The sequence below is a fragment of the Sphingobacterium sp. PCS056 genome, from assembly GCF_023273895.1.
GTDB lineage: Bacteria > Bacteroidota > Bacteroidia > Sphingobacteriales > Sphingobacteriaceae > Sphingobacterium.
In genome coordinates this window covers 4,207,397-4,222,511 of record NZ_CP096883.1, presented here as the reverse complement: position 1 = coordinate 4,222,511, position 15,115 = coordinate 4,207,397, and the positions used below count along the sequence as shown (strand labels likewise).

Here is a 15,115-nt window from a genome sequence, read left to right as displayed (position 1 = left end):
AATGAAAAAATATACATATACAGAGTCTAAAGATACACGATCTGGTTTTGGAGCTGGTTTATTGGAAGCTGGAAGAAAAGATCCAAATGTCGTTGCGCTTTGTGCTGATCTGATCGGGTCATTAAAAATGAATGATTTCATTAAAGAATTTCCTGAAAGATTCTTTCAGATCGGTATTGCTGAGGCCAATATGATGGGGATCGCTGCAGGGTTAACGATCGGAAATAAGATTCCGTTTACGGGAACTTTTGCGAACTTCTCAACGGGAAGAGTTTATGATCAAATCCGTCAATCTATAGCCTATTCTGATAAAAATGTTAAGATCGCGGCGTCGCATGCAGGCCTGACGCTTGGCGAAGACGGTGCTACACACCAAATTTTGGAAGATATCGGATTGATGAAGATGTTACCGGGCATGACGGTGATCAACCCTTGTGATTATAACCAGACGAAGGCAGCTACAATTGCTGCTGCGAAATATTATGGACCAGTTTATCTCCGTTTTGGAAGACCAGTAGTCCCTGTTTTTACACCAGAAGATCAAGAATTTGAGATCGGTAAGGCAGTTATGCTTAATGAGGGTAAAGATGTAACCATCATTGCAACTGGACATCTGGTATGGGAAGCAATTCAAGCTGGTGAGGAACTTGAAAAAATAGGTATAGATGCAGAAATTATTAATATTCACACGATTAAACCATTGGATGAAGAGGCTGTATTGAATTCTGTCGGAAAAACACGTTGTGTCGTTACAGCTGAAGAACATAATCGTCTGGGAGGTTTGGGCGATAGTATCGCACAATTACTGGCAAAAAAACAGCCTACCCCTCAAGAGTATGTTGCTGTAGATGATAGCTTTGGTGAATCGGGGACTCCTGCTCAATTGATGGAAAAATACGGTTTAAATGCAGCTAGTATTGTATTAGCGACTAAAAAAGTGCTTTCTAGAAAAGTATATCAAGATGCAACAGTAGCATAACATAACCACTTATATTTCCTTAATATTTATTTGAAAAGGAAATTATTTGCATAATTAATGAAAATAATTTTAGCTAAATAAAACCAATATTATTAAATTACAATATATATCTGTTTTACTATTTGATTTATGATTTTTTGGAATGCATAAATGCAGCAAGTATCGTCAAGATAGGATCTTTGGAAGTGTGCTTCTCTAAAATTTAAACCGAATAAAAGCCTATTGAAATTAAATAGTCAAAACCTAATTATAAACTACATGATCATGAAGAACGTATGGATTATACTACTTTTAGTTCTATCAATTTCCTTAGTGAGAGCGCAACAGAAGCATGCTCCTGCAGGATTTGATTTATATCAATCGGATATTTCACATGGTAAGATCGATACGATTTTTTATTTTTCATCAACTGTAGAGGCGAAACGAAGTGCTTTAGTATATCTGCCTCCGGGTTTTTCTCCGAAAAAATCTTATCCCGTACTTTATCTGTTACATGGAATCGGAGGTGATGAATATGAATGGTTGAAAAATGGTACACCTCAAATCATCTTGGACAATCTGTATGCCCAAGGTAAATTAGAACCCATGTTAGTGGTACTGCCAAATGGCCGTGCCATGAAAGATGATCGTGCAAACGGCAACATCATGGCTGCTGATAAAATTGAAGCTTTTGCTACATTTCAACGGGATTTATTACAGGACTTGATTCCATATGTTGAAAAAAATTATCCTGCAAAGTCTGGTCAGATCAATCGTGCGCTGTTTGGATTATCTATGGGGGGAGGACAGGCTTTAAATTTTGGACTCGGGAACTTGGATACATTCGCTTGGGTAGGTGGTTTTTCTTCAGCACCAAATACACGTATGCCGGAGGAGCTTATTCCTAATCCACAGGAAGTTAAGGATAAACTCCAGTTACTTTGGATTTCATGTGGAGATCAAGATGGTTTAATTCAAATCACGAACAGAACGCACGATTATTTGGAAAAACACCAGGTGCCTCATGTATTTTACATCGAACCTGGAGGTCATGATTTTAATGTCTGGAAGAATGATCTGTATCTAGTTTCGCAATTATTGTTTAAAAATAGCGATCAAGATCATCAATAATTCTATCAAACTACTTTAAATGGAGGACATCAATATCGTTGATGAGTCTCCCAGCGATAATTGGGATGATGGATAGGAAATAAGTTTAATGCATGGATGAAATAAGGGTAAATCCGATGTAGTCAAAATAAAATTATGAGATTAATACTAGCTGTTTTTTTTAATGTGATTTTTATAGGGATTATATCCGTGTTTAATTGCATGTTATTTGCTCAAAATAAGAATGCTCTTAAATTATGGTATGATAAACCGGTATTAGATCATATTTGGGAGCAGGCGCTGCCTATAGGAAATGGCCGCTTGGGTGCTATGGTTTATGGTATTCCGCAACGGGAAGAATTACAGCTAAATGAAGAAACGATTTATGCAGGAGGACCTTATCGAAATGACAATCATCATGCTTTGGCGGCACTTCCTGAAGTTCGACAATTAATCTTTGATGGAAAACCTGAAAAAGCGGATCAATTAATAAATCAATCATTTTTTACCAAAACCCATGGCATGCCCTATCAAACTGGGGGCAGTGTCATTTTAAATTTTCCAGACCACCAAGAATACCAAAATTATTACCGTGAATTGGATATTGAAAGCGCTGTTGCTCGATCTCGTTATACGGTAGGTGACGTGACATACACCCGTCAGGTGTTTTCGTCATTTGCGGATGATGTGATTATGATGCAGATTACAGCAAGTAAAAAGGGGGCGCTTAATTTTGAGATGGAATATGCAAACCCTTCCGATCATCAAGTTTTCAAATCAGGTGAAAGTTTAATTTTGGAAGGTAGAGGATCAACGCATGAGGGGATTAAAGGTCAAATTATCTATCAAGAGCAGACGGTTGTAAAAAATAAAGATGGTATAGTCGCGGTAACAAATAATAAAATAACCGTATCGGGTGCAACTTCTGTCGTGCTGTATATTTCGATTGCTACAAATTTTGTGAATTACAAAACAGTCGATAACGATCATGCAAGCAGAGCTGCACGTAAATTGTCATCAGCACAAAAAAAGAGCTTTCAAGAAGCACTTAAGCAGCATATAGCAATTTATAATAAACAATTTGCACGATTCAAATTAGATCTTGGTGAAAAAGCTGATGCTAAAAACATGACTATCACGGAGCGGATTGACAATTTCAAGACCACGCAAGATCCATCTTTGGTGGCCTTATTGGTTCAATTTGGACGTTATTTATTGATCTGTTCTTCACAACCGGGTGGCCAGCCGGCAAATTTGCAGGGCATCTGGAATAGATCGATGAATCCACCTTGGGACAGCAAATATACGGTCAATATTAATACCGAAATGAATTATTGGCCTGCCGAAGTAACGAATCTTTCTGAAACAAATGAGCCTTTGTTTCAGATGATTAAAGAGTTGAGTGAAAGTGGTCGTGAAACTGCTCGGATATTGTATGGTGCTGATGGTTGGGTGACGCATCACAATACAGATCTATGGCGCGTAACAAGCCCAATTGATTTTGCGGCAGCGGGTATGTGGCCGACCGGAGGGACATGGCTAACGCAACATATATGGGAACATTATCTATACACGGGTGATAAAAAATTCTTAGCGGAGCTATATCCAGTGATGAAAGGGGCTTCGGACTTTATTTTGTCCATATTAATTGCTCATCCAAAACATCCGGATTGGCTTGTTATTTCTCCATCTATATCCCCGGAGCACGGACCTATTTCTGCTGGAGTGACCATGGACAATCAACTGGCATTTGACATCCTGACGCGTACTGCCTTGGCGAGTGAAATTTTAGGTCAGGATCCGGATTATCAGACTAAATTGGTTTCTACTGCGCGACAAATACCTCCTATGCAAGTCGGAAGATATACGCAATTGCAAGAATGGTTAGAAGATCTTGATGATCCAAAAAGTGACCATCGGCATGTATCACATTTGTATGGATTGTATCCTGGCCATCAAATATCTCCATACCGTACAGCGGAGTTGTTTGAGGCTGCAAGAAATTCATTGCAGTACAGAGGGGATTTTGCAACGGGATGGTCTATCGGTTGGAAAATAAATCTTTGGGCACGTTTGCTTGATGGAAATAAGGCGTATCAGATCATTGACAATATGTTGACTTTAGCTGATAAAATGAATCCAGAGGGGCGTACGTATCCCAATATGTTTACCGCACACCCTCCATTTCAGATTGATGGCAATTTTGGTCTGAGCGCTGGAGTAGCCGAAATGCTCATGCAAAGTCATGATGGAGCTGTTCATGTATTACCCGCTTTACCCGATTTATGGGGAGAAGGGTCTGTGGTGGGGATGGTGGCAAGAGGTGGCTTTCATGTTGATATGAACTGGAAAGATGGGAGCATTGAGAACATGACAGTTACGTCCAAAATTGGCGGTAATTTACGCGTGCGATCGTATTGGCCACTGGCCGCAAAAGGCTTGAAGGAAGCAATGGGTGAAAATCCAAATGTATTGTTAAATCCTGTCACGGTAAAAGAGGCACTGGTATCAGCACAGGCCAATTTGAAGGGTAACCATTTGAGAAAAGTATATGAATATGATATTCCCACTCAGGCGGGCGAAAAATATGTTTTTGTACATGATCAGCAATAATGAGTAAAAAATTAATTAAGGAGATCAAGACGACTTTGGTCGCTGGTGGTTGATATAAATGTAAACGATAAATCATAAGGAAGATATTATATGTTATTATTAGGAATAGATCTAGGGACTTCCTCTATTAAAGTATCTGTGATCGATGCGCAGACCAATAGACGAATAGCATCTACACAGTACCCGGATAGTGAGGCGGCTATCATCTCGGAGCAGCAGGGATGGGCAGAGCAAGATCCACATGTCTGGTGGGATTATACGAAATTGGCGATCCAAAAACTGAACAGTACAGGCTTGTATAATCCGAAGCATATCGGTGCAATCGGTATTGCCTATCAAATGCATGGTTTAGTGATCGTGGATCATGACCAGCAACCGATACGCAATGCGATCATCTGGTGCGATAGTAGGGCGGTAGCAATAGGAGATGAGGCTATCTCCAATTTGTCTGCTACTGGTTTTTTAGGATCCCACCTCAATTCTCCAGGTAATTTTACGGCTTCAAAGTTGGCTTGGGTAAAGGAAAATGAACCTGAGCTGTATGCTAAGATTTATAAATTTATGCTTCCTGGTGATTATTTGAGTATGTGTCTAACGGGTGAGATCAATTCCAATATCAGTTCCATATCTGAAGGTATCCTATGGGATTTTAAGCAGAATAGTATTTCCGATACTTTACTTCATTATTATGGAATAGATCGCGATCTAGTACCCGAAATCTTACCTGTCTTTTCCAATTACGGTCAGATTAGGGCTGAAGTTGCCGATGAGCTGAATCTATCTAGGGAAGCTTTTGTGAGCTACAAAGCGGGAGATCAGCCCAATAATGCATTGTCATTAAATGTATTTGAGCCTGGAGAAGTTGCTGCAACTGCTGGTACATCTGGTGTTATCTATGCGGTCACAGATCAACTGGTCTATGATCAAGAGTCGCGTGTGAACACTTTTGCTCATGTCAATCATGATCATGTCCAGACGAGCTTGGGCGTGTTGCTCTGTATCAACGGTACAGGTATTCAAAATAGCTGGATGAAAAAAATAACTGCTCGAGGGAATGATTATGTACAGATCAATCAATTAGCTTCCAATATTGCTATTGGTTCTGATGGTATTATCGTACTGCCATTTGGAAATGGAGCTGAACGCATGCTAAAAAATAAGATGGTGCATGCCCACATCGAAAATATAGATTTTGTACGACACGATGATGCCCATTTATGGCGTGCAGCACAAGAGGGAATAGCCTTCTCTTTTCGGTATGGTCTTGATATTTTGAGACAAAATGGTATCGAACCAAAGGTCATTCGAGCAGGACATGCCAATTTATTTTTGAGCCCTGTATTCCAGCAATCTTTTGCAGGAGTCACCAATGTGGAAGTCGAACTATATGACAATGACGGCAGCGTGGGGGCTGCATTGGGTGCAGGACTGGGAGCGGAGATATTTGTTTCTCGTAAAGAAGCTTTTGCAGGATTGGAAAAACATGCCATCATTGAACCTTCGCATGTTGGTTTATATGATGAGTTATATGAAAAATGGAAAAATAGTTTAAATAGGAAATTGTTAAATTAATTAAAAATGGAAGTTTTATTAGGAAATCAAGAGTATTTTAAAAACATTGGCCAAGTTAAATATGAAGGAGTCGAATCGGATAATCCGTTAGCCTTTCGTTGGTATGATGCTAACCGTGTGGTAGCTGGAAAAACAATGGCAGAGCATTTTAAATTTGCATGCTCTTATTGGCATTCGTTTAATGGTAATGGATCTGATCCATTTGGTGGACCTACCCAGTTTTTTCCTTGGGATGCTAAATCTGGAATAATAGACAGAGCTAAAGATAAAATGGACGCTGCATTTGAATTTATGACGAAAATGCAATTGCCTTATTACTGTTTTCACGATGTTGATTTAGTGGACTATACCGATAATGTTGTTGAAAATGAGCAAAATCTGGAGCGTATTGTGAATTACGCTAAGGAGAAGCAAGCGCAAAGTGGTATTAAATTGCTTTGGGGTACAGCAAATTTATTTAGTCATCACCGCTATATGAATGGTGCATCGACTAATCCTGATTTTCATGTACTCGCTCATGGTGGAGCGCAGGTAAAGGCCGCGATTGATGCTACAATTGCACTTGGTGGCGAAAATTATGTTTTCTGGGGTGGTCGTGAAGGTTATATGTCGCTCTTGAATACTAATATGAAAAGAGAACAGGAGCATTTGGCTCGTTTTCTACATGTAGCAAAAGATTATGCGCGTAAAAATGGTTTTAAAGGTTCATTTTTCATTGAACCAAAACCATGTGAGCCTTCTAAACACCAGTATGATTTTGATGCGGCTACCGTGATTGGCTTTTTGAGAAAATATGATTTATTGGGTGATTTTCAATTGAATCTTGAAGTTAACCATGCTACATTGGCTGGACATACTTTCCAGCATGAATTGCAAGTTGCAGCTGATGCGGGACTTTTAGGTTCTATAGACGCTAACCGTGGAGATTATCAAAATGGTTGGGATACGGATCAATTTCCAAATGATTTGAATGAATTGACAGAATCTTTGCTTATTATTTTAGAAGCTGGTGGCCTAAATGGTGGAGGTGTTAATTTTGATGCTAAAATTAGAAGAAATTCAACAGATCCTGCTGATTTGTTTTATGCTCACGTGGGTGGTATGGACAATTTTGCAAGGGCTTTAGTGATCGCTGATAATATTCTTCAAAAATCTGATTATAAAAAAATTCGTTCACAACGTTATGCAAGCTTTGATACTGGGGCTGGGGCTGACTTTGAACAAGGTAAATTGACTCTAGAAGATTTAAGAAACTTTGCTGCTGAACATGGTGAACCAAAATTAATAAGCGGTAAGCAAGAATATTTAGAGAATTTAATCAACCGTTTTATTTAGTCGTTTAGTTTAATTGTTTTTTTTTGCACTTTAAGTTATGGAGAGAGCAATCGCTCTTTTCATAGCTTATTTTAAACCTACTTCGACCTATTATGAGCATTTAATAAACCAATTTTACATTTCTACATTTACGATATAAAGATTAGAAATCTTCCATCTTTCTATCACAAGAACACTTAAATTCTTCCTCATAAAATAAAGGAAGAAAAGCATGCTATGTCATGGTGATAATTAATTGCGATATAATTTTAAATTAAAGAAAAATAATAGTTGTTTTATGAGAACTGTTGCTGTTTTGTTGAGTTTTATCATGTTCCAAACGGTCTTTGCAAAAGTAAAGCTTCCTGCTTTAATTAGTGACCGTATGGTATTGCAGCGCGATATTGAACTTAAACTATGGGGCTGGGCAGATCGGGGCGAAAAGGTTACTATTCGTTTTCAAGGAAAAATTTATCAGACGCAACCAGGAGCTGACGGTAAGTGGTCGGTGATATTGCCTCCGCAGAAAGCAGGCGGTCCCTTTATTATGGAAGTTAATGAGATTATTATTCGCGATATTTTAATTGGTGATGTGTGGCTGGCTTCTGGACAGTCAAACATGGAAACTCCTATTTTGAGATTAGTGGATCGATACCCTGAGATCAATGTGTCCAATAACCATATGATTCGCTATTATAAAGTGCCCACACAGGAATCGATACATGAACAAGATGAAATCGCTTCTGGTGCCAAATGGTACTCCGCAATCGCTTCGGACGTAATCAACTGGACGGCTTTGGCTTATTTTTATGCACAAGAGGCTTACAGACATACAGGTATTCCTGTTGGTATGTTGGTGTCTAGCAAAGGTGGGAGCACGATTCAAAGTTGGGTGGATCAAGATCATCTGAAAGAATTTCCAGCATTGATTGTAAATAAAGAAGCATTACGGACAATGGAAACTGCTGCCATAGATCAAGGATCAAACAAATGGAATCGTACCGACTTTAACGATCGTGAATGGCAAACGGTATCGATACCAAGTCGTTGGAATGAGACTGGATTGAATATCAAGGGTACTGTTTACTATCGTAAGGATTTTGAATTACCTGCTGCTATGGAGGGAAAACATGCTAAGTTATACTTAGGCACTATGATCGATAGTGATTCTGTTTTTGTGAATGGAAAATTTGTAGGCTCTACTTCATATTTCTATCCTCCGCGTAAGTATGATATTCCTGCGGGAATATTGATTGCGGGAAAAAATAATATCACCATTCGCTTAACCGCAAATGCAAATAACGGTGGATTTATTGAAGATAAACCGTATAAAATTGTAAATGATGAAATAGAAGTGGATCTGAAAGGATTATGGAAATATAAGGTTGGTCAAGATCTAGAACTTTTGGAACAAACTAAAAAACAATTGGTAAACCTCCAATCCATGGGTTCAAGTTTATATCATGGTATGATTTACCCCCTGCGAGATTATCAAGTGAAAGGTGCGATCTGGTATCAGGGAGAAGGCAATGCTGGAGATCCAAATTACGAAAAATATTTAAAAGCACTGATCACAAACTGGCGAACGGTATTGAATCGACCTGAATTACCTTTTTTGCTGGTACAGCTCCCTAATTATTCGGCAAAATCTGTTCAACCTCCATTTCGGAGTGGATGGGCAAGTATTCGAGAAGCTCAATTGCACACGGCGTTGACCGTGCCGCAAACTGCAATGGCAGTGACTTATGATCTAGGCGAATGGAATGATATTCATCCGTTAAATAAAAAAGATCTTGCTCATCGTTTGTTTTTGCAAGCACGAAAATTGGTTTATGGAGAAAAGTTGGTTAGTGATGGTCCTCTTTATAAAAATATGAAAATCGATGGAAACAAGATTATTTTATTTTTCCATGCCGGTGCAGGCGGTTTAAAGAGCCGTGAAAATAGTTTAAAACATTTTGCAATAGCGGGTGAAGATCGGGTGTTCGTATGGGCAGATGCGATAATAAAAGATAATACCATTATCGTGAGCAGTCAGGAGGTCGCAAATCCCGTGGCTGTCCGTTATGCCTGGAGTGATAATCCTGAAGAGGCCAATCTTCAAAATAAAGAAAGATTACTCGCATCGCCCTTTCGGACTGATCAATGGTAGCAGCAGCTGCTGTTGGATGTATTTGATATGATAACATAAAAAAATATGAATAAAATTAACTATATGTTTAAAAAAAAGACTGCTTTTTTATTATGTGCAGGTATGCTGATGCTATCGGCGCCCGCTGTGATGGCACAACAACAATCGTTGAAAAGCAATAAAATACAAAAGTTTGTTCACCAAGCTGCCGGCAATCCTTACTTACCGCTTTGGGAACATTTACCAGATGGAGAGCCTCGCGTTTTTGAAGATCCGGATCATCCGGGGAAATATCGTGCATATATTATTGGATCGCATGACCTGAGGTTTGATAGTTATTGTGGTCCTGATATTCGGATGTGGTCTGCACCTGTTGATGACTTGTCAAGCTGGAGAGATGATGGGCCAATATTTACTTACGAGATCGATGGACAGTGGGATGTGATGTATGCTCCAGATCTAGTGGAGGTGAAGAGAAAGGATGGGCGTAAAGAATACTATTTGTATCCGCACAGTAGGGGTGAAAACCGTGAAGCCATGGTCGCCAAAGCTAGTCGTCCTGATGGTCCTTTTATACCGATCAACATGACGGAAGACGGCAAGCGTACGCTACCTGGAAGTGTTATTGGATTTGATCCTGCAATATTTGTTGAGCAGATTACAGATCCAAAGGATCCTGATTTTGAGATTGGTTTTAGAGCATATGCCTATTGGGGATTTCAGCGTTCTTTAGCCGCTGAGTTGGACCAAAATACGATGTATTCGGTAAGACCTGGCAGAAAAATTATTGATCGTTTTATTCCTGCAAGTGCAAGTTATGGTGTACTGCGCGATCCTAAGGGGACAACTTATGCTCATATCTTACCCGGGGAAGATCTAGGTTCTTTCAACTTCTTCGAAGCATCTTCGATACGTAAAGTTGGGAATAAATATGTATCGGTGTATAGTGGATACTCAGGACCTGAGTATGGAGTGAACAGCTCTAATTCGACATTACGTTATCTGATCGGTGATTCGCCGTTAGGACCATGGAAGAGTGGCGGGGTACTGGTCGATTCGCGGGGACCTGTATTAAATTTAGATGGAACGGCTATTGTGACGAGTAATGCGGGGCATAATACGCATGGAAGTCTTGAAGAAATTAATGGACAATGGTATGTTTTTTATCATAGACCGCCAAGAGGATTTGGATTTGCGCGTCAAGCGGTCGTGGCTCCAGTTATTATAGATTGGGACGAGAAATCGGTTGCTCAAGGGGGATCTGTAAGAATTAGAGCTTTTGATCCTTATGGAGAAAATAAAATGGTGACTGTGAAGGACAGCCAAGGTAAGGAATATAAAGGAGCAGAAGTAACCTCTGAGGGCTTTCATATCTTTGGGCTTGATCCTTATCAATATTATTCTGCAGGATATGCAGCCTATCTTTCGGATATCAGCACGATGCAGGATTCATGGGATATATGGGACAATCATATGCCTGTGACCAATCTGCAAAACGGGAATATTACTGGTTTTAAATATTTTGGTTTTGGGGGGCTTAAAAAGGATCAATTTGGTTTGAAAGCTTTTCAAGGTACAAAAGAAGGTAACCATACCATGTTTAACCTGTTTCTAACTCCAAAATCTAAAAAATCATTTAAAGTTAATGTATGGTTGGATGGTCCTTATGATAATGCGGTATGGAATGGTAAAAAAATAGGCGAAATCGTGGTGCCTGCTCAGTCGAAATTTGAGACTACACAGTTTAAAATCGATGTATCTAAATTTGTTGATCATCTTGATAAAAAGCATGCGATATACTTGGTGGCAGAGGGTGAAGATCATGAAATACTCTATGATTTGATCGGTCTGGGCTTTAGTTCGAAGAAACATAAAATTGATCGCCCAATCGTGCCTCAAGTGCGTATCGCTGTCAATGGCAAAGCACTGGAAATACCGGCTGTACCTGTTCGATCGACCAATGCGAATGGCATTGTTGATTATGATCAGTATGAGATCAAAAGCAAAATTTCTTCGCAAGCATCAACTGCACCTGTCGTGACGGCATCTGCAGATCATCCTGATGTCAAAGTGACGATTACACAGGCGGACTCTGCTTCGGGGACAAGCAGCGTCGTATTTAATTACAAAGGAGTATCCAAGATTTACAAGGTCATATTTACATCTGAATAAATCTATAAATCAATTTCAAAAAATAGATCAGCGTTATGAAAGTTCATTTTAAAGGTATGCGCATATTATGTCATGTGGTATGGGTCTGGGTGTTATTCATAAATCCAATTTATGGACAACAGATCGATCATCAGGCGCGTAATCCTATTATTTTTTCCGATGTACCGGATCTCTCCATGATACGAGTAGGTGAGACTTACTACATGAGCAGTACGACCATGCACATGAACCCCGGTTTACCGCTGATGAAGTCGAAAGATTTAGTGAATTGGGAAATGATCGGATACGGGCATCATGCTCTGGCGGATATGGACGAACTGAATCTCGATGATGGGAAAAATACATACGGTCGGGGATCATGGGCAAGTAGCTTACGCTATCATAATGGGACCTACTACGTCAGTACATTTGCACAAACAACGGGTAAGACGTATATCTATTCCACTCAAAATATCGAGAAGGGACCTTGGAAGCGCACAGAGTTTAAGCCTGCTTTGCACGATCATAGTTTATTTTTTGAAGGAGATCAGATTTATATGGTATGGGGGGGGCGGTCAAATCAATATCATTGAATTGCTGCCTGATCTTTCGGGAGTGAAGCCGGAGACCCAACGTGTCTTGATTGAAAATGCCACTTTACCAACCACACCACTAGGCAAACAAGGGGGGCTTCCTGCTGAAGGCTCCCAATTGTTTAAAGTGAATGGGAAATATTATCTATTTAATATTTCCTGGCCTCCGGGCGGAATGCGGTCGGTGATCGTGCACCGTGCTGATCAACTTCATGGACCATATGAAGGACGTGTGGTGTTGCAAGATAAAGGGGTAGCACAAGGTGGATTGATTGATCAACCAAATGGTAAGTGGTATGCTTATCTCTTTCAGGATTATGGTGCCGTTGGGCGCATCCCGTATTTAGTACCTGTCCAATGGATCGATGACTGGCCGGTATTGGGTATTGATGGTCAAGTCCCGGATGTGCTGGATCTTCCTGCTAGTAAAGGATTGATTCCTCATCTGGTTAACTCGGATGATTTTGATCGTAAAGGTGGAGAACCTGCTTTACCACTGGTGTGGCAGTGGAACCATAATCCTGTGGCGGATCTTTGGTCCGTAAGTGCTAGAAAGGGACATTTGAGGTTGAAGACTGGGCGAGTAGATCAACAATTTTTACAGGCTAGAAACACATTGACACAGCGCACCTTTGGTCCAACATGCACAGGATCTACAGCTATAGATATTGCTAATATGAAGGACGGGGATTTTGCAGGTTTATCTTTATTGCAGAAAAACTATGGTTTGGTCGGTGTCCGTATGGACGGAGGAAAACATTTTTTAGTGATGGTCAATGCGATGACGGGAGCGGAAGAAGAGGTGGCCCATATTCCTTTACACCAAAAGAAAGTTTATTTAAAAGCCAACTGTGATTTTACCAACAAAAAGGATATGGCTACTTTTTTCTATAGCCTTAATGGAAAAGAGTGGGTTCCAATAGGTCCGCAGTTTAAAATGTCCTATACGATACCGCATTTTATGGGATATCGATTTGGCTTATTTTATTATGCGACCAAAACTGTCGGTGGATTTGTTGATTTTGATTATTTCCATATTAGTCCCTAACATTTAAATACATTTTTGAATTTCTCAATCGTATTTTTTGTAAAAAACACTTAATAATCTTTTAATCATGAAGAAAACAAAAATTGTATTGGGCATTTTAGCTTCTTGTGTGAGTACAGCTTTATATGCTCAGAATCCAATTATTCAAACTCATTTTACACCCGATCCTGCTCCTATGATTTATCAGGATAGGGTGTACTTGTATACGGGAGATGATCTACCGGGATATGACTTTTATTATATGACTAAATGGAGAGTGTACTCCTCTGCTGATATGGTCAATTGGACTGATCATGGTGTTCCGATTTCGCTAGAGTCTTTTAGTTGGGCACGGGATCGTGGTTGGGCAGCACAATGTGTGGAGCGGGATGGTAAATTTTACTGGTATATCTGTGCACAGACAATAAATAATGATATGGCTATTGGTGTTGCGGTTTCCGATAGTCCAACTGGGCCTTTTAAAGATGCATTGGGCAAGCCGTTGATTACCACTGGAAGCTGGTCTAATATTGATCCTACTGCTTATGTCGATGATGACGGTCAGGCTTATCTTTATTGGGGCAATGCCCATCTTTATTATGTCAAGCTCAATAAGGATATGATTTCGTACGCCGGAGATATCACAGAGGTTCCGCAATCTGTTGCATCTTTTGGTGGACTCCGAAAACCGGGAAGAAGTGATGAGGCTTTAAAAAAGGGAGAGGAGTATGAGGATGTGTTTGTGGAGGGACCATGGTTTTATAAACGAAACAAAAAATACTATTTGATGTACGCCGGAATGACAAAGGGTGTCGAATGTTTGTCTTATTCTACGAGCAGTACACCTGTAGGGCCTTGGCAATATCAAGGAAAGATCATGACGGGACAGCCTACAAATAGTTTTACCAATCACGGAGGAGTCATTGACTTTAAAGGCAACTCCTATTTATTTTATCATACGGGTTTATTGCCTGGTGGTGGAAGTTATGGTCGATCTACGGCTGTGGAAGCATTCAACTATAACAAAGATGGTAGTATTCCTAATATTGCCATGAGTAAGGAGGGCGTAAAACCTGTAGGTACTGTCGATCCATACAAAAAAAATGAAGCCGAGATGATGGCCTGGTCCGAAAAATGTACGACAGCAGAAAATGAAGAGACTGGTGTATATGTCACTCAGATCCGCACGGGTGGATATATCAAGGTTCGAGCGGTAGATTTTGGCGATGGTGGTGCTGAATCATTTTCAGCTCGGTTGGCGGCAGGGCTCGATGGTGGAATTTTAGAAGTACGTTTGGATAGCGTGGCTGGTACTCAAGTGGCTGCTGTCCAAGTTCCCCGTACGGGCGGATGGAATACATGGCAAACCTTTCATGTTCCTCTATCGCAATCTGCTTTAGGGATTCGTGATGTATATTTTGTATTTAAAGGACAAAATATTACAGCAGGTCGTGAACTGTTCAATTTTGATCACTGGGTATTTCACGAAAAGCAATAGTGCCCTTATCTTCGTCATATGTTCATCTGTATAACCTTTTCAGATCTTACCTCAATAAAACACCATCACAACTATCATCCTAAATTTATATTTTTTTCTTAAATAAGAACAGCAAGTGGTTTATTATGTAATAAACCGAGATGATCAG

At 39.9% G+C, this 15,115-nt stretch carries 10 protein-coding genes; all 10 read left to right on the top strand.

The features are described from left to right. Position 1: 1 nt before the first annotated feature. The 10 genes from MUB18_RS17650 to MUB18_RS17605 all read left to right on the top strand — a co-directional run bounded on the left by MUB18_RS17650 (position 2) and on the right by MUB18_RS17605 (position 14,967). Positions 2-979, top strand: coding sequence for a transketolase family protein (locus tag MUB18_RS17650; RefSeq protein ID WP_248754081.1), 978 nt, complete (start codon positions 2-4; stop codon positions 977-979). A gap of 264 nt (positions 980-1,243) precedes the next feature. Then, positions 1,244-2,089 (top strand): alpha/beta hydrolase, encoded by an 846-nt coding sequence (locus tag MUB18_RS17645; protein WP_248754080.1) that lies wholly within the window; start codon positions 1,244-1,246, stop codon positions 2,087-2,089. A 135-nt stretch (positions 2,090-2,224) separates the two neighbouring features. Further along, positions 2,225-4,681, top strand: coding sequence for a glycosyl hydrolase family 95 catalytic domain-containing protein (locus MUB18_RS17640; RefSeq protein ID WP_248754079.1), 2,457 nt, complete (start codon positions 2,225-2,227; stop codon positions 4,679-4,681). A 90-nt stretch (positions 4,682-4,771) separates the two neighbouring features. Next, entirely contained in the window at positions 4,772-6,253 is a 1,482-nt protein-coding gene (locus MUB18_RS17635) for a xylulokinase (RefSeq protein WP_045753035.1), read from the top strand. A 6-nt stretch (positions 6,254-6,259) separates the two neighbouring features. Beyond that, positions 6,260-7,588, top strand: a complete 1,329-nt coding sequence (gene xylA, locus MUB18_RS17630) for a xylose isomerase (protein ID WP_248754078.1) — start codon at positions 6,260-6,262, stop codon at positions 7,586-7,588. A 277-nt stretch (positions 7,589-7,865) separates the two neighbouring features. Further along, a complete protein-coding gene (locus MUB18_RS17625; RefSeq protein WP_248754077.1) occupies positions 7,866-9,719 on the top strand; it encodes a sialate O-acetylesterase in 1,854 nt (617 codons plus the stop codon). Positions 9,720-9,764: 45 nt separating this feature from the next. Further along, positions 9,765-11,870 carry a hypothetical protein gene (locus tag MUB18_RS17620; RefSeq protein WP_094772628.1) on the top strand — a complete coding sequence of 702 codons (2,106 nt, stop codon included), beginning with the start codon at positions 9,765-9,767 and terminating at the stop codon, positions 11,868-11,870. A 35-nt stretch (positions 11,871-11,905) separates the two neighbouring features. Further along, complete coding sequence (locus tag MUB18_RS17615) at positions 11,906-12,442, top strand: family 43 glycosylhydrolase (RefSeq protein WP_248754076.1); 537 nt, start codon at positions 11,906-11,908, stop codon at positions 12,440-12,442. Beyond that, on the top strand, positions 12,387-13,490 hold the full coding sequence (locus MUB18_RS17610) for a glycoside hydrolase (protein ID WP_248754075.1): 1,104 nt from the start codon (positions 12,387-12,389) through the stop codon (positions 13,488-13,490). Before MUB18_RS17615 ends, MUB18_RS17610 begins: the two co-directional genes overlap by 56 nt. A 67-nt stretch (positions 13,491-13,557) precedes the next feature. Continuing rightward, positions 13,558-14,967 (top strand): glycoside hydrolase family 43 protein, encoded by a 1,410-nt coding sequence (locus MUB18_RS17605; protein WP_248754074.1) that lies wholly within the window; start codon positions 13,558-13,560, stop codon positions 14,965-14,967. The last annotated feature ends 148 nt before the right edge of the window (positions 14,968-15,115 follow it).